Origin of the sequence: Nocardia altamirensis NBRC 108246 (assembly GCF_001612685.1) — a bacterium.
Taxonomy (GTDB): Bacteria; Actinomycetota; Actinomycetes; order Mycobacteriales; family Mycobacteriaceae; genus Nocardia; species Nocardia altamirensis.
The window spans coordinates 1-13,861 of record NZ_BDAY01000078.1 but is presented as its reverse complement, the minus strand read 5'-3'; the positions used below and the strand labels follow the sequence as shown (position 1 = coordinate 13,861).

Genomic DNA, 13,861 nt, shown 5'->3' with positions numbered 1-13,861 from the left:
TCCGGCTACTCGGTGTCGGTTGGGGCCGGTTGTTCGTCGAAGGCGCCCAGTAGCAGGCAAAGCGGGTCAGATCGATGCGCAGATGCGCGGAGGTGTAGTCGGGGGTGGGCTGCGTCGACGTGGAATCTTCAGCGCATACGGAAGACCGGGCCGTGTGGACGGAAGGGGAGTCCGGCTCCAGCCGGGATGAGGAAGGCGTGCTCGCGGCGGATGCGGACGACATCGCACATGCCGTCGGTGATGACAAGTACGGGCGCGTCGGCAGGGAAGTCGTCGGCGCGCTCGAGCATTCGGATACCGGGTTGCAGGACGGTGCCGCCGCGGCCGCGGACCCTGACCCGGGAGGCGATGTCGTCCACGGGCAGATATCCGGCGTCGTGGGCGGCGGCATCACAGAAGACGACCCGGGCGCGCGGGACATCCCTGGCGCGGGCGTAGGCGGCGATGGCACCCAAGCCTTTGCCCATGAGTTCCACCGACATGGAGCCGGACGTATCCAGCACTACCCCGAACGTCGGCAGGCGAACCGACTCTTCGGGGCGGGTCCACGCGGGGCGCGGGATATCAGGGGTCGAGGACTGGCGGCGAGAGGCGCGGGCGTAGCTGCGGTGCTTCTCGACGGCGGGCACGTGCTCGTCGAACCATTGCGCCAATTGAGCGTCCCACGGCAACGGCGGCTGATCGAGGGCGCGGATCTCCTGTTCCAGCCCAGCCGGCAGCAGGCCGCGGCCGCTGGACTGGTGATAAACCAGGCCGGTGCCAAGGGCATTGCGGTAGTAGCCGTCCAGGTCCAGGTAGCGGCCGGGCGCACCGCCATGCGGCAGGGGTTCGCCGAGGATGTCGCCGCGACCGCGACCGCGCAGGGTGGCCAGCTTGCGCAGGCGGCGCAGGTCACCGGTGATGCGGTCGTAGACCTGTTCGGCGGAAAGCCCTTTCAGCTGCGGGTCGTAGAGCAGGCCGGAAGGCAGTTCGCCGACACCCATCTCGACCAGCCAGCCATTGACCACGTAGTCGCAGGCGACGTTGAACAGGTAGTGATCGCGCCAGCCCGCGCGCTCGGCGTGCCGCAGCGCGGCGTGCAGCATCTCGTGGGCGAGCACGAAACGCCATTCCTCCTCGGTGAGACCGACGAGAGGATTGATGTAGATCTCGGCGACTTCGGCATTGACGGCGGCGATCGAGATGTCCCAGCCGCGCGCCACATCCGGGTCCGCGACGATCGTCATACCTGCGGCCAGTGCACCCAGCAGCGGGTAGGAGGAGACGAACCAGTTCAGGGCGCGATCCCACACCCGCATGGTCTGCTGCTTGCCGCGGGTGACGTCACGGCCCGCGGATTCCAACGCGTCGCGGGCGGCCTCGCCGATGCCGATGGCGAAGTGGGTGCGATGGTCTATGTTCTTGGCCGTCGCAGCGCTGCCGATGAAGAAATCAGGATATTCCGGGCAGCGGTACGCGTCGGGAACGCCGGTGTACCACCACCTTTCGGCGAGGGAGTGCTCGTCCGATCCGCCCGGCGGAGGGGGTAGCGCGACCGGCGGGCGGCCGATCTTCAAGGTGGACAGGTACTTATCGATCACCGCGCAGCAGGCCGCCCGGTAGACCGGATGCGGCTGATTCGGTGCGGTGAGCCAGCTGCGCGCGTAACTGTTCTCTTCGAGCGTGCGCGGCGGCACCTCGCGCGGATCCAGGTGCCCGAATCCAGCGTGCAGTAGTAAATGCGCGAAGACCCAGGCCCATTCCTCGGCGGTACCACGGGCTTTCGGATTGCACATGACGGTCCCTACGGGATCGACGATCGCCCAGACCTGCGCTGGCAGCACCTCGGCGGCAGCCTCGAGGCAGCCGCCGCGCAGCCGCCGGAAGATCGGGTTGCCCTGCACCAGAGCCCATCCGGCCCGTCGGTTCTCCAGCCACGGGTCGGCACCCACCCGGCGTTTGCGCGTCGCACGTCCCGCCATTGCTAGCGCCGCGCCGCCAGCCGCGGCAGATCACGGGTGACCTCGACCAGGAACCAGGACGGCAGCACTGGCATCCCGTCGCCATCGGAGGCGATGACCAGCTGGGCGCATTCCACCGAGATCTCGGCGAGTTCGGTGAGCATCGTCTTCGTCCGCAGCACAAAGCGTTTCAGGCCCGAAGACACGTGCTCGCGGGAAGCGGGCAGCTCCTTGATCAATCGGGCCCGGAAGGTCTCCGACAAGAAATAGAGCAGATCCCGGTCGGCGGGATTGCGCGGCCACGACGCTTCCCCCTTGATCACCGCCTCCAGATCGAAAGCGTGACGGACCGTCTTCACGAACGCGCGGAACGCGGAAGCGTGTGCGGTAGTGAGGGTTCCAGACGCCAGCACCCACAGGGCGGTGTCGTCCACCTCGTCCCCGTAGGAGTGCAGCGCGTCGGACAGCATGTGCCAGCCACGTGGCGTCGAGAACGGCTGCTCGGTTTTCGGCGGCGCCGACCACAGATGATCCGGCCGCTGCAGGATGTACTCGATCACCCACGGATGAATATCGTTGCCCGCAGCCCATTTCAGCCAGTCGTCGACGTCCACCCGCAAATGCACGTGCACCATGCGGTTCACCAGCGCCGAAGCCATCGGCCGGGCCATGGCGTTGTCGGTGGCCCGATTTCCCGCCCCGATCACCACCGATCCGGCCGGCAATTCGTAATTCCCCACCCGCCGATCGAGAATCAGCGAATAGAACGACTTCTGCACCTCGGCGGGCGCCGCGTTCAACTCGTCCAGAAACAGGCAGTAGGGCTCGGGCCTTGCGATCATCTCCGGCGGCGCGAACCGGCTGCGATCAGCCACGATCTGCGGTACTCCGATGAGATCCTCCGGTGCAAGCTGCGTACCGAGCAGGGTCACGCATTCCAGTCCGAGCGAATCGGCGAAAGCCCGCACCAGTGAACTCTTCCCGATTCCAGGAGCCCCCCACAGAAATACCGGCCGCACCACCGCAACATGCAACAGCAACTCCGGCAACTGATCCGGGGTCACCGCGACAGTCGCTTCCAAATGCTTCCTTTCGTCTCCATCGATACCTGCCCAGGGTAAAGAGACACCCGGAGCGCCCGCCAGCGATTTTCACCCCCGGCGCCGGGAACCCCTTGCCAGGCCGAACCCTCGATCCCGCACCACCGACAGGCTCAGCAACGCCTCCGCTCGCTCACGAACTGTCCCGCAGTGGCGCGTTCAGCGGCCTGCGGGCCGGCCATTCGGGTCGGTCAGCTTGAAGGCGCCGCCGGCTTGCACCGTCAGCACAACGTCCGCTTGGTATTCGCCCGTGCCGAGCGCAGCGAGTTGGCCAAGGCTGACCATTCGGACGATGGTGCCGTCGTGTTGGAAAACGAGGAGGTTGCCGTCCTGGACGTAGTCTCCGCCGTACGTGCCGTCGCCGTCGATCTCGACGGGTCGGCCCAGCTCCTGCTCGATCGACGAGCCGGTTGCGGGACCGGTGAGAATGTGTACCGAGGTCCAGTTGCCTGGGGCCAGTTCCTTGAGCGGTCGCGAGCCGCCCGAGCGGGCCAGCTCGGTGATCGCATGTTCGAGGTCCTCGTCGAATTCCACCGTCACTCCCGAGGTGTTCGTGCCACATCCCGCGAGCAGTGCGAGCAGTGCGAGCAGGGTCAGCATCAAGCGCATGTCAGTATGGGTTCGGTTTCGCCGTCGGTGTGCCGGGATCGTGGTCGCCGTCGCGCGCCGGGCCGCCCGTCGGCCAGGGATAGCGCTGGGTGTCTCGGGTTGCGCCGGCATTCACCTCGTTAGAGCGTATGAGTGTGTCATTTTTGTCGATGACCAGCATTCTGCCGTCCTTGACCGCCTGCTCGACCAGGTTCGCCAGCCTCTCCGGACCGGCACCCGGGTTGGCTCGGGCGATTTCGCGGCCCACCTCGTTGTTGTGCAGGTCCATGCCCACCGGAATGCGGTGGCCGGTTGGGTTCCGCTCGTGGGCGGTGGTGAACTCGCGCGTCCACTGCTCGCCGTACCGCTGCGTCATCACGGCATTCCAGTAGGCGTGCCGGAAGGCGTCCGCGTGCCCATCGGTGCCGCCCTTTCCGTCGAACTTGCCTTTTGCGAGGTGGAGCGCATCTTGCCGGATGTCGGCGAACTCTTTGAGCCCCAGGAGTCCCTTGCGTGCCTGAAGGTCGTTCAGCATCGCCGCCTCGGTCTTGGTGAGCCGCTCCGGCGCGATACCCCCCAACTTCGCGAGAAAGGCGGTCGGACCGGTCGGCCATATCGTCGTGCCATCCGTCTTGACCTGGTACTTCGTGAGCAAATCGTCATGTCGCAGCTCATCGGCGAACTCGCCGGCATGTGCGGCGGACGCGAGTGTCGTCGCTCCCGCGTCGTCGATATCGCCGGACATGATGCGGCGAAGCACCGAATTCAGCTCGGTGTCGATCGCGGCCGCGTTGGTCAACGCCGCCTTCACGTTCATCTGCAGGGTTTCCACTGCGGCGAACCACCCACTGACGTTGTCGGTCTCGACGACCGCGCCATTCTCGATCCGGTAGCCGTTCTTGGCGGCCAAATCGTCGGTCGCCTCGACAGCACGGACCAGTTCCCGCACGGAATTCTTGGTGTCGTAGACGATCCGCACCGCCGCGGCAAGCCGTGCGGCGAATTCCTCCAGCGCTTGCCGGTGGCCGCGCAGGTCACTGTCGGCAACGTCCGCGGCCGACCCGGTCCATCCGGCCGCCTTGGCGCCGTCCAGCTCGTCCTCCAGTTCGATGACCAGCTTTTTCTGCGCGTCGAGATGGTCACAGAGCTGCTCGATGACGTCGGGCTGCCAGCGCTTGATCTCGTCCCAGGTGGCCATCACCTGCCACCTGTCCGACCGATGACGTGCGCGTTGGTCTTGTCCTGCGCCTCATACTCTTTGGCAGCCGCGGTCATCGTGCTCGCGTAGGAGGCCATGGCATCAGCCCACTGCTTGGTGGTGGTCTCCCAGTGTCGGCCGAGCTCACCCGCGGTCCCCGCGGACTCCGTCCCCGGCAACGCTGCGGCGAGCTCTGCCACCCGGCTCACCTTCAATGTGCGCACACCGTCTGCTGCCAGCCGTGCCGCATCGGACGCGGCGCGCAGCGCCGCGGGATAGACCTCGAATCCTCGCATTTTCCCACACTCATTCGTGATTGCGGGCACAGTGGGCATTGCCACGTGCCTGCCAGCTAATGCTAATCCGCCCGGAAGTCAAGGGATGCAGGCAATTTCGGGGGCTTGTACCTGGTCCGTGACTCTCGCGACTTCCGGTCTGGTTGCGCTGTAACGAGTATCGGCGTGGATACTTCAGCCCGTGTCGTGGCGCCGTTCATCACCGAGTCGTGCCTGAGCCTGCTGGGCAGGTAGCGTCGGCGCCGAGCCACGCCGCCTGTCCCACGACGCGTTGCGTGAGTGGAACCCAGCTGCGCGACAGTTCTCCGCCCTGAGCGCTGGTCACCGAACGGCAGCTTCCCGTAGCAGGTCGTGCACCTCGAGCAGATTGTCCCAAGGCGCGACCGAAAACCTAAGTGCGCCGCCGCTCCTGGCCCTCGCCGTTATGGCGACTATAAAGCGAACTGAAATGTCACGGGTTCGGTTCGCGGCCCATATCGGCTACTTCTGTGACCGGCTGCGCTAGGTCCAGCAACACAGGGAAAGGCTCGTAGGCGACGGGCGGCAATCGGTGCCTGCCCTGTCGGTCGCCGAGCATGGGCGGGGATTCACCGCTCCCTGTTCGTTGGTGCGCGCTGTCCAGCGGACGCTGCCGGCGCGGACCTGCCCGGTGTTCTTGCCGGGGTTCTGAACATTACGAATCAGGACTGTTTTCCTTTTCGGCGAAACGCGGAACCAGCGCCGACCGTATATAGCCATACCCACGGATTTCCACGGGCCGGGAGTCGTCCGCTCGCAATGGCACGAGTGCTCCCAACTCGCGGGGTGGGTAGAGGTGTACGTCATGGCTCTCGTCTGTACCGAGATCACCGAATGGATCGAGGAAGAGGTTTCCAAGCCCGTCGAGGAGTGGGAAGAAAGACAGGAAAAGAAGTGTAAGGATTATCCATGGTATGACCCGCGCGGGTGGGTGTGCTGGTTCGTCACGTATTTCGTGAAGGTGATCCGGTGGGTGATCGTGAAGGTCGGCAAGTGGGTCACCCGGACCGTATGCAAGCTGGTCGCGGTCGTCTGGGGCATCATCAAAGACGTCGCGGGCGGTCTGTGGGACGTCGTCGCGGGGATATTCACCCTCGACTGGCGGCGCATCCTCGACGGGCTGCTCCAGATCGGGATCGGGATCGTTCTCGGAGCGATCGGGTTGGGCCGCATCATTTTCCTCGGTGACACCATCGCCTACATCATCGAGGAGATCAATCGCTGGCGACTGCGGAACTATGTCCGCGGACTGCTGGAGAAGAAGTACTCGGGCACAACGCTCGAGCAGATCGAGGAAGCCATTCGGCTCGACCACGGCGCGTTCGGCCTGCGCATGGACGCAACGGCGTACCGCACGGTACTCGACTCCGAGGCGCCCTCACCGACAGATCCCACGGCGCCCAATCTGGTTGTGCTGCATGAAACCGGCGCCATCAACCTGCGTGCATTGTGCGGCTTCGAATTCGACGAGGGCTTCTGGAATCGCAAGAACTACAAAACATTGAAGAAAGGAATCGTCGTCGGTGGCGGTGGCGGAGGGGAATTCGACAATCCGATCTCCGAAGATGAACTCGACACCTACCTTTCCTCGCGTGGACAGCAGGGACCGCCGTTCATCGTGCTGCCGATGCGCGACGGCGCCCTCGACGAACGGGTGAGCGCCACCGAGGAGAAGGGCCGTGAACTCGGATTGATGATGAGCTTCAACACCGACCGGGTACTGGTCACCTCGGCGGGCCACATCGTCCAGCACGGCTTCGACACCCCAGACGCCAACAGCGCGCTGGCCAGATTCCTGATCGATAAGGTCGGGCGCATTGATAAGACGGTTGATCGCTCCGGGGCGGATCATCAACTGTGTCATCCGGTGGCGGTCGGCATCTTCCGCTACACCGATGGCCTGCGCGGTTTGGCGGCCACGCTGGAGCGTACGGCTTGCGGACTGTCGGGAAGCGTCGCCTCTGGTGTGACGTTCATCGACAACCGGCCCAACCAGATCTGGAAGTACGTGCCGATCCACGAGCTCGGCCATTACTTCGGGCTCTGCCATACCGACGGCGTCAACCGAATCATGTACTCCCCCAAGAAGAACAGTTGGTGGAGTTGGTGGCTGGTCCCGGATATCTATCTCAGCGGCGAACCCAGCTTCGTCTTCGACGAGGCCAAGGCCGCCTGGGATTACATCGTCGCCAACTTCCCGCCCGAGTGCTTGGGCGCCGAGTCGACGGACTCTCCCATTGAGTGAGGCCATGCCGAGTAAGGACACGCACGCCGAGATCGATCGGTTGGGACGCGAATGCGGTTGCGGCACCGGCACTGTCGTAGCCGCGCTCGCGGGCCTGGGTTATCCGCTCACGCTGCTGGCCGGGCTCGCACCGCCCGGATCCGGCTCCATCCTCGGCATGATCGTCGGCGGTGTCGCAGCAGTCCTGTCGGGCGGCTTGGTCGGCAAAGGCCTCGGCATCGGGTACGCCCGCTACCGACGCGCTCGCCTGATTCGGCTTCAACGGCATCGTCGGCGAGCTGGTAGCGCCGGGAGGTTCGGTTGGGCCTGAGAACGAACGGCCGCTGCACGCAAGCCGACCTGCAATCGGTCGATCAGCTCCGGACCCAGGCGGTTCGAGCCAATCGACTTCCTCACGGACGTGGTATCAATCCCAGTCCGAGCAAGATACCGATGATGCTGGCTGGAATCCCGACAACATTGGCCGCTATCCCGGCCATGATGCCTACCGCGACCAACGCCGCCGAGCCGGTGGCGAGGAGCGCTGGTCCGCCCAGCGCCGTGAAAGCCGCAGAGCCGAGGCCGATCATCGCTGATCCAAGTTCGGAGCCCATCGATGCGCCTTTCTGAAGCGGTAGCGGGCCACTGGTCCTAGTTCCTGGCAATAGAAAGATGATAGAGAGGGTATCGGCCATGACGCCGCATTCCTGCGTGTGTCGGAATAGGCCGGGTCGCCCGTATGGGGCACGCCGTCAGCCCGCGAGACAGCGTTCCAGCATCCGCTACCTGCTGGCGAGGTAAATCACCAGCCTGTTCGACCGCGGCGCTCAGATTACCCATCCCGTGGGATTCAAAGTCGACTGTAGATACGATAAGAGCCGAAATCCCTTTCGGTGCAAGGGAGTTCGGCTCGTACTATGTCCCGGGGGGTACAACCAATACGCACACCTACTGCACCAGCGGACATCGCTGGAACTCGGACAGTAGCGTCGAGACTCGCCCCTCGGTTCGCGTCATGTCCGGGTCGGTGCTTGGGCGCAAACGAGCAGGATGTGTCCGTCGGAAATCGGGGTTGCGGTCTGGGGCGGCCTTGTAAATTGGAGTGCGAGGACGCCCTCGGCTATGAGCCGATTCTGCTCGTGGTGGACCTGTCGGGCGTGGGCATCTTCGGTTCCGACGGACTGAGCGCGCTGCTGTTCGCGTTGACTGCTGGCGGGATGTGTGGACTGCGGGTGGTCGCGTCGCTGCAGGGTGCGGCGGCCGATCGAGGTGACCGGGCTCGACCGGGTACACGATGTGGGCAAGACGCGCTGACGTCGACGGCCCCGGTTCGCGTGCAGTGCTGTGGGCGGCCGCTCAAAGGATCGGTCGCCCACCGGTGACCGCGATGCGGGCGCCGGAGATGTAGCTGCCGTCCTCGGAGGCCAACAGGACGTAGGTGGCGGCGAGCTCGGCGGGTTGTCCCGCGCGGCCGAGCGGTACGTCGTCACCGAAGTTGGCCACCTTCTTCGGCGGCATGGTCGAGGGGATCAGTGGTGTCCAAATCGGTCCTGGCGCAACACTGTTCACCCGAATACCACGCTCGCCGAGTAGCTGTGCCAGGCTGGCCGAGAAGTTCGCGATCGCGGCCTTGGTCGCCGCGTAAGGGGCGAGGGTCGGCGAAGGCATATCGGAGTTGACCGAGGAACTGCCGATGATCGACGAACCGGCAGGCATGTGCGGCAATGCGGCCTTGACCAAGCGGAAGTATGCGCTGACGTTCACGTGGAAGGTGTAGTCGAACTCTTCGTTGCTGATCTCCTCCAGCGTTTCGTGCGTCATCTGGTATGCCGCGTTGCTGACCAGCACGTCGATCTTGCCGAATTCCCGCACCGCGCGTTCGATGACGGTTCGGCAATGCCCGGGTTCCGTGAGATCGCCCGCCACGAGCACTGCTTTGCGCCCGGCCTCGGTCACGAGGTCGGCGACCTCTTTGGCGTCGTCGTCCTCGTTGAGATAGGAGATCAGCACGTCAGCGCCCTCGCGAGCGAACGCGATCGCCACCGCTCGCCCGATCCCGCTGTCGGCGCCGGTGACCACCGCCGCCTTACCGGTGAGCTTTCCGGATCCCCGGTAGCTGGCTTCACCACAATCCGGCACCGGGCTCATCTGGCCCTGCACTCCGGGAACCGACTGCTGCTGTTCAGGAAAGCCCACGACGATCTCCTTCTTCCGAGGTTGCGTCATCTTCCCGGCGACTACCTCCTCGAGTGAGCGGCAAACATGCGATTGAAGGGAGTGCCTCCGGGTACGCGGCGAATGTCAATCGTTATGCCGTATAGGAAGGTGAATTACTTTGTCAGAGCATGGAAGTGGGCCCCGTGAGGGTGTCGAAGGCGTCATCGAAGGCGCGAAGGGCAAGGTCAAGGAGGTCGCTGGCGCTGTCACCGGTGACGAGAACCTCAAGGGCGAGGGACAAGCCCAGCAGGACAAGGCCGAGTCCGAACTCGAAGCCGCGAAGAAGGAAGCCGCAGCGGAGAAGGCCCGCGCGGAGGCCGATGTCGCCGAAGCCCGTCAAGCCGGCCATCGACACGGCAAGTAGTTACGGATAACAGGTTGCGCGGTCGGCGAATCAGTCGGCCCGCAAGCCGCGGCAAACCACTCATCTTCGATGAAACGTGAGGTGCGCATCGACTTTGCGCGGTTGAGCGCCTGTGCGGATCTGCTCGTGATCACGAGCTCCAATGAGCTGGGCGTGCGGGTGCACGATGTCATGCATCCCCGGGCCGATCCGCTCGGATGTGGTGGTCATGGTGTGTCGCGGAGCCGGTCGCGTTCGGCGGTGAGCGTGGCGTTGGAGTGGCGTAGTGCGGTGTTGGCGTCCGCGAGGGCGGTGTTGGTGTCTTCGAGGTCGAGGATCCGCGCGATCGCGGCGAGGTTGATCCCTTGGCCGGCCAGCACGGCGATGCGCGCTAACCGGGCGAGGTCGTCGTTGCTGTAGCGGCGGGTACCTCCGGCGCTGCGGGCCGGGGTAACCAGGCCGTGCTGCTCGTACAAGCGCAGCGAATGGGCCCCCATCCCGGCCAGCTCGGCTGCTACCGAGATCCCGTACACCGCTTGCCCGTGGCCCGGCCGGTGATCACTGGTTGAGCCGGGTAGGGGGTCGTTTGGATCCAGCATCCTGCTCCTTCTTTCTCGGTTCCTCCAGATTACCTGACTGCGACACTTGCACTCTCTTCAGTGGAGTGCTAAAACAAATCTCATCCAGATGACAGAGGTTATCTGAGTGCCGTCGAAAGAGAATGGAGTGAGTGGAGGTGGCGACCATGCTGATGCGCACCGATCCGTTCCGGGATCTGGATCGCCTGACCCAGCAGGTGTTCGGCACGTCGGCCCGTCCGGCAGCCATGCCGATGGACGCCTGGCGCGAGGGCGATGAGTTCTATGTCGAACTCGACCTGCCCGGCATCGACCCCGAATCCCTGGACTTGGATATCGAACGCAACGTGGTGACCGTCAAGGCGTCACGCGCACAACTGGACCCGGACCGGTCGATGATCGCCGCGGAACGTACCCGCGGGGTGTTCTCCCGCCAGCTGTTCCTGGGGGAGAACCTCGACACCGACGCCATCCGTGCGGACTACCGCGACGGGGTGCTGCGCTTGGTGATCCCGGTCGCGGAGAAGGCCAAACCCCGCAAGATCGAGATCATCCACCACGACAGCAACCATCAGACCATCAACGCCTGAGCCTGGCGCCATCACGGGAAGGCCCTGTGGTGATCCTTATGACGAATGGCGCGACCGGTCCCGCGCCGAGCGAGATCGCCGAGGAGTTGTCGTGGCTGGATCCCCGGCTGCTGAGCTTGGATCCTGATCTCGAGGGCTTGTTCGCCGAGATCGACGACATCCTGTGCCGGGCCGGCAACCGCTGGGACTGCCCGCTGCGACGGGAACCCCGCACACCCCGGCCAGGGCCGGGCCGCTGGTGGCCGACCACGTGTCACCATGGCCACCGGCCCGGCCCCGAGCAGGGTCGAGAACGCGGCCCGCCTACCGCACACCCAGCCAGGCTCGACTTGGTATTCGACAACCAGTGAGAGCGAGGTGATGCCCGTCAAATACATCGACAAACAACGCAGACCATACGAAACGTTCTCCTACACAGCTGTTCTCGCGATCAAGGGCCAGCGGCCGATGCCTGGACCGAACACCGGCACCAGCGCCGCACCGAACACTCTCGGTTCGGCCTGTGCACAGCCACCGCGAGTGGCATCAGGCAGGGCACGGGTTCGCTGGCCCGCGCGCGAACACATCACAGAGAAGTCCTGTTCAGATTCCTTCCGTCGCCGGGTGAGCCCGGTCAGCTGTGGCTTTCCGGGCTCACGCGCCCTTCACTTCATCGACCACGAACGACACAAGAGGAGAGGAGCAATGAGTAGTACCGGACCCTTCGCTGCGGCAGGCAGCGTCTTCGACCGCGCCGAACAGAACGTTCTCCTCCGCGACAACGACGACCAGGCCGGACTGGATCCGGCCACGCTGGCACCGCCGCCGGAAACCGTGCGCGGCGCGCTCGAGTACGCCGCACTCACCGACCGTATCGACCAAGCCTGGATCACCCCACTGGACTGCGATGACGACGACTACGACCACCACAATGCCGACTGACAGCCCAATCCTTGCCACCCCCCGATGCGAACCCCACACCAACGACCCGCAGCAGCTGCCGCGCTGGCAGCACGGCCACGTCGCCTGGTTCAACACCGAGAAGGGCTTCGGGTTCCTGACACCCGATACCGGTCCTGCGGTGTTCGTCGCTTACCAGGTGATCGACGTCCCTGGACTTAAAACTCTCACCGCCGGGCAACCGGTGACATTCACCGCCACCGACACCACGCGCGGCCCCGAAGCTACCCGCGTCGTGCCCTACACGCGCACCACCAGCGTGCTGCCCCTACCCGCACCGGGTGCCGATCGGCCGCTCCCACGAACCCGACCTGATCGGCCGCATCGTTCCCGCTGCCGTGCGCGCGCCGCGTGAGTCGGACACCGGCGGCGGTGGCCAACCCCGCCGCAGCACAGGCGCGACCGCAGCACAGCTCCTCACCAGCACAGCCCAACCCCCAGGTAATCGCCATGACTTCTACACACCCAACGCAGGCCACCCGCCACCCGCGTCCTCGCACTGCCACGCACCGGATACCCGCCGCCGCAACCGATCCCGACGACTCCTCGGTGGTGTACTGGCCCGAACCCAGCCCCCTGCGCCCTTGGTGGGACACGATCATGCAACCCGCCATGCCCGCCGATCCGGCCGCACCCCGATCCCCTGACCCCCGTCATCCGCACGCCCGCAACCCGTACCCACGCCGCACCCGACCGGCCGCGACCGCAATCACCTGACGCCGCTGGCGTCATGGCGGAGGCGCCGTGGGAGTCGCTTCCGCTGAAAGCATTGCTGAGCCCTTGGCGCAGCATCTGCCCGCCCGCGACGCCGACCGCGGCGGAGGCCGCAGTCGCCAGGAATCCGCCCGCGCTCAGCCCTCGGCGTCCCGACTGCGGGGGAGTGTCGCCCCCTGGTTGTGTGGCCGCGAATCCGCCTGGTGCAACGCCTGCTCCTGCAGCAGTACTGCTTGGGTAAGGACATAAAGCGCATCGGGCTGCGAGCCGATGAGGCGCTGGACGGCCGCGGTCGCCTGTGGGTCCTCGGCCACCGGCTGCGCGGCGCGGATTCGCTCGGCCAGATTGCCGATGAGCTGCTGCTCGGCGTGGTCCATACGGTTCACCAATCTGTGTCGGGGTTCTGAAAACCACCGTATGAAGACCGGAACGTGACAACCATCCGCCGCGTGGCGGGAGCAGGCCTGCCGGATGGCTGGCATACCGGCGGGTGCGGGAGTTGCGTGTCCATACGGACGAATCGCGCGATTCCCCGAATCGGCAGAACTTCTCGCCCTAACGTGTTCGATCCCGACTACGCCCAGCTGCCGGAGAAGGTGATTCCACTTCTCTGAGCGTCGGCGGTCGATCAGTCCGTGGTGGGGTTGGTGGGTGTTCGGTTGTCGAGTGCGTGTTGGAGGTTGGTGTTGAGGCGTTGGGCTTCGGCGAGTTGGTCTTCGAGGATGACGATGCGGCAGGCGGCTTCGAGGGTGTTGCCGGTGTCGACGAGTTCGCGGACGCGGCCTGCGATGCGCAGTTGGTAACGGGAGTAGCGCCGGTGTCCACCGGAGGAGCGTTGCGGGGTCAGTAGGTGGGCGGCGTCGAGGCCGCGCAGAAATGCTTGGGTGACGCCGAGTATTTCTGCGGCGCGGCCCATGCTGTAGGCGGGGTAGTCGTCGTCGTCGAGTTTGTCGGCGGCGCTGGCGTCGTCGGCGGGGTTGGTGTTCGGTTGCTGCACAGCACCTCTCGGGATTCAACGTTGGCAGGCCCCGGCGCTGTGCGCCGGGGCCTGGGATCTACGGAAGAGGAGGGATTGACTTCAATTTCAACTCACCGGCCACGGGGCCGATGTCGTGC

At 65.2% G+C, this 13,861-nt stretch carries 18 protein-coding genes; 8 read left to right on the top strand and 10 right to left on the bottom strand.

Going from position 1 to position 13,861, the window contains the following annotated elements:
* Window positions 1–128 precede the first annotated feature (128 nt).
* From NA11_RS33540 to NA11_RS33520, 5 genes are all read right to left on the bottom strand, one after another.
* Window positions 129–1,961: a vWA domain-containing protein gene (locus NA11_RS33540; protein WP_069166074.1), complete on the bottom strand. Its 1,833-nt coding sequence runs from the start codon at window positions 1,959–1,961 to the stop codon at window positions 129–131.
* Window positions 1,962–1,963: 2 nt separating this feature from the next.
* A complete protein-coding gene (locus NA11_RS33535; protein WP_069166073.1) occupies window positions 1,964–3,022 on the bottom strand; it encodes an AAA family ATPase in 1,059 nt (352 codons plus the stop codon).
* A gap of 177 nt (window positions 3,023–3,199) precedes the next feature.
* Window positions 3,200–3,649 (bottom strand): hypothetical protein, encoded by a 450-nt coding sequence (locus NA11_RS33530; RefSeq protein WP_218023429.1) that lies wholly within the window; start codon window positions 3,647–3,649, stop codon window positions 3,200–3,202.
* A 1-nt stretch (window position 3,650) separates the two neighbouring features.
* Window positions 3,651–4,826 (bottom strand): DUF6973 domain-containing protein, encoded by a 1,176-nt coding sequence (locus NA11_RS33525; RefSeq protein ID WP_069166072.1) that lies wholly within the window; start codon window positions 4,824–4,826, stop codon window positions 3,651–3,653.
* The gene (locus tag NA11_RS33520) at window positions 4,826–5,122 is read right to left on the bottom strand and encodes a hypothetical protein (RefSeq protein WP_069166071.1); all 297 of its coding nucleotides are present in this window, start codon (window positions 5,120–5,122) and stop codon (window positions 4,826–4,828) included. The genes NA11_RS33525 and NA11_RS33520 overlap by 1 nt, the downstream gene beginning before the upstream one ends.
* Before the next feature lie 823 nt (window positions 5,123–5,945).
* Here NA11_RS33520 and NA11_RS33515 point away from each other — a divergent pair.
* Both NA11_RS33515 and NA11_RS33510 read left to right on the top strand, forming a co-directional pair.
* On the top strand, window positions 5,946–7,385 hold the full coding sequence (locus tag NA11_RS33515; protein ID WP_069166070.1) for a hypothetical protein: 1,440 nt from the start codon (window positions 5,946–5,948) through the stop codon (window positions 7,383–7,385).
* Between the two features lie 4 nt (window positions 7,386–7,389).
* Window positions 7,390–7,695, top strand: a complete 306-nt coding sequence (locus NA11_RS33510; RefSeq protein ID WP_069166069.1) for a hypothetical protein — start codon at window positions 7,390–7,392, stop codon at window positions 7,693–7,695.
* A gap of 82 nt (window positions 7,696–7,777) precedes the next feature.
* Here NA11_RS33510 and NA11_RS45145 read toward each other — a convergent pair whose 3' ends face one another.
* On the bottom strand, window positions 7,778–7,978 hold the full coding sequence (locus NA11_RS45145) for a hypothetical protein (protein WP_141717984.1): 201 nt from the start codon (window positions 7,976–7,978) through the stop codon (window positions 7,778–7,780).
* Window positions 7,979–8,720: 742 nt separating this feature from the next.
* Window positions 8,721–9,560 carry a glucose 1-dehydrogenase gene (locus tag NA11_RS33500; protein ID WP_069166111.1) on the bottom strand — a complete coding sequence of 280 codons (840 nt, stop codon included), beginning with the start codon at window positions 9,558–9,560 and terminating at the stop codon, window positions 8,721–8,723.
* Window positions 9,561–9,699: 139 nt separating this feature from the next.
* Here NA11_RS33500 and mbp1 point away from each other — a divergent pair, with 139 nt between their 5' ends.
* On the top strand, window positions 9,700–9,945 hold the full coding sequence (mbp1, locus tag NA11_RS44265) for a microaggregate-binding protein 1 (protein ID WP_084655282.1): 246 nt from the start codon (window positions 9,700–9,702) through the stop codon (window positions 9,943–9,945).
* Between the two features lie 206 nt (window positions 9,946–10,151).
* Here mbp1 and NA11_RS33490 read toward each other — a convergent pair whose 3' ends face one another.
* Window positions 10,152–10,523, bottom strand: a complete 372-nt coding sequence (locus NA11_RS33490; RefSeq protein ID WP_069166066.1) for a MerR family transcriptional regulator — start codon at window positions 10,521–10,523, stop codon at window positions 10,152–10,154.
* Window positions 10,524–10,654: 131 nt separating this feature from the next.
* Between NA11_RS33490 and NA11_RS33485 the strand changes: the two genes are divergently transcribed.
* The 5 genes from NA11_RS33485 (at window position 10,655) to NA11_RS46835 (ending at window position 12,748) form a co-directional block, all read left to right on the top strand.
* The gene (locus tag NA11_RS33485; RefSeq protein ID WP_141717983.1) at window positions 10,655–11,092 is read left to right on the top strand and encodes an Hsp20/alpha crystallin family protein; all 438 of its coding nucleotides are present in this window, start codon (window positions 10,655–10,657) and stop codon (window positions 11,090–11,092) included.
* A 38-nt stretch (window positions 11,093–11,130) separates the two neighbouring features.
* Window positions 11,131–11,442, top strand: coding sequence for a hypothetical protein (locus tag NA11_RS33480; RefSeq protein ID WP_069166065.1), 312 nt, complete (start codon window positions 11,131–11,133; stop codon window positions 11,440–11,442).
* 334 nt (window positions 11,443–11,776) lie between these two features.
* Complete coding sequence (locus NA11_RS33475; protein ID WP_069166064.1) at window positions 11,777–12,013, top strand: Rv3202a family protein; 237 nt, start codon at window positions 11,777–11,779, stop codon at window positions 12,011–12,013.
* Complete coding sequence (locus NA11_RS47095; RefSeq protein ID WP_069166063.1) at window positions 12,003–12,386, top strand: cold-shock protein; 384 nt, start codon at window positions 12,003–12,005, stop codon at window positions 12,384–12,386. The genes NA11_RS33475 and NA11_RS47095 overlap by 11 nt, the downstream gene beginning before the upstream one ends.
* Before the next feature lie 95 nt (window positions 12,387–12,481).
* Window positions 12,482–12,748 carry a hypothetical protein gene (locus NA11_RS46835; RefSeq protein ID WP_245746377.1) on the top strand — a complete coding sequence of 89 codons (267 nt, stop codon included), beginning with the start codon at window positions 12,482–12,484 and terminating at the stop codon, window positions 12,746–12,748.
* 134 nt (window positions 12,749–12,882) lie between these two features.
* Here the strand turns inward: NA11_RS46835 and NA11_RS33465 are convergent, their stop codons facing one another.
* Both NA11_RS33465 and NA11_RS33460 read right to left on the bottom strand, forming a co-directional pair.
* Window positions 12,883–13,122 (bottom strand): DUF2076 family protein, encoded by a 240-nt coding sequence (locus NA11_RS33465; protein WP_069166062.1) that lies wholly within the window; start codon window positions 13,120–13,122, stop codon window positions 12,883–12,885.
* A 251-nt stretch (window positions 13,123–13,373) separates the two neighbouring features.
* Window positions 13,374–13,742: a helix-turn-helix domain-containing protein gene (locus NA11_RS33460; RefSeq protein WP_084655280.1), complete on the bottom strand. Its 369-nt coding sequence runs from the start codon at window positions 13,740–13,742 to the stop codon at window positions 13,374–13,376.
* Window positions 13,743–13,861 lie beyond the last annotated feature (119 nt).

Excerpts from the sequence above, each read along its gene's own strand:
- NA11_RS33540 (WP_069166074.1), bottom strand. The coding sequence starts at position 1,961 with ATGGCGGGACGTGCGACGCGCAAACGCCGGGTGGGTGCCGACCCGTGG.
- NA11_RS45145 (WP_141717984.1), bottom strand. The coding sequence starts at position 7,978 with ATGGGCTCCGAACTTGGATCAGCGATGATCGGCCTCGGCTCTGCGGCT.
- NA11_RS33525 (WP_069166072.1), bottom strand. The coding sequence starts at position 4,826 with ATGGCCACCTGGGACGAGATCAAGCGCTGGCAGCCCGACGTCATCGAG.
- NA11_RS33530 (WP_218023429.1), bottom strand. The coding sequence starts at position 3,649 with ATGCGCTTGATGCTGACCCTGCTCGCACTGCTCGCACTGCTCGCGGGA.
- NA11_RS46835 (WP_245746377.1), top strand. The coding sequence starts at position 12,482 with ATGACTTCTACACACCCAACGCAGGCCACCCGCCACCCGCGTCCTCGC.
- NA11_RS33480 (WP_069166065.1), top strand. The coding sequence starts at position 11,131 with ATGACGAATGGCGCGACCGGTCCCGCGCCGAGCGAGATCGCCGAGGAG.
- NA11_RS33510 (WP_069166069.1), top strand. The coding sequence starts at position 7,390 with ATGCCGAGTAAGGACACGCACGCCGAGATCGATCGGTTGGGACGCGAA.
- NA11_RS33520 (WP_069166071.1), bottom strand. The coding sequence starts at position 5,122 with ATGCGAGGATTCGAGGTCTATCCCGCGGCGCTGCGCGCCGCGTCCGAT.
- NA11_RS33465 (WP_069166062.1), bottom strand. The coding sequence starts at position 13,122 with ATGGACCACGCCGAGCAGCAGCTCATCGGCAATCTGGCCGAGCGAATC.
- NA11_RS33490 (WP_069166066.1), bottom strand. The coding sequence starts at position 10,523 with ATGCTGGATCCAAACGACCCCCTACCCGGCTCAACCAGTGATCACCGG.
- NA11_RS33515 (WP_069166070.1), top strand. The coding sequence starts at position 5,946 with ATGGCTCTCGTCTGTACCGAGATCACCGAATGGATCGAGGAAGAGGTT.
- NA11_RS33475 (WP_069166064.1), top strand. The coding sequence starts at position 11,777 with ATGAGTAGTACCGGACCCTTCGCTGCGGCAGGCAGCGTCTTCGACCGC.
- NA11_RS47095 (WP_069166063.1), top strand. The coding sequence starts at position 12,003 with ATGCCGACTGACAGCCCAATCCTTGCCACCCCCCGATGCGAACCCCAC.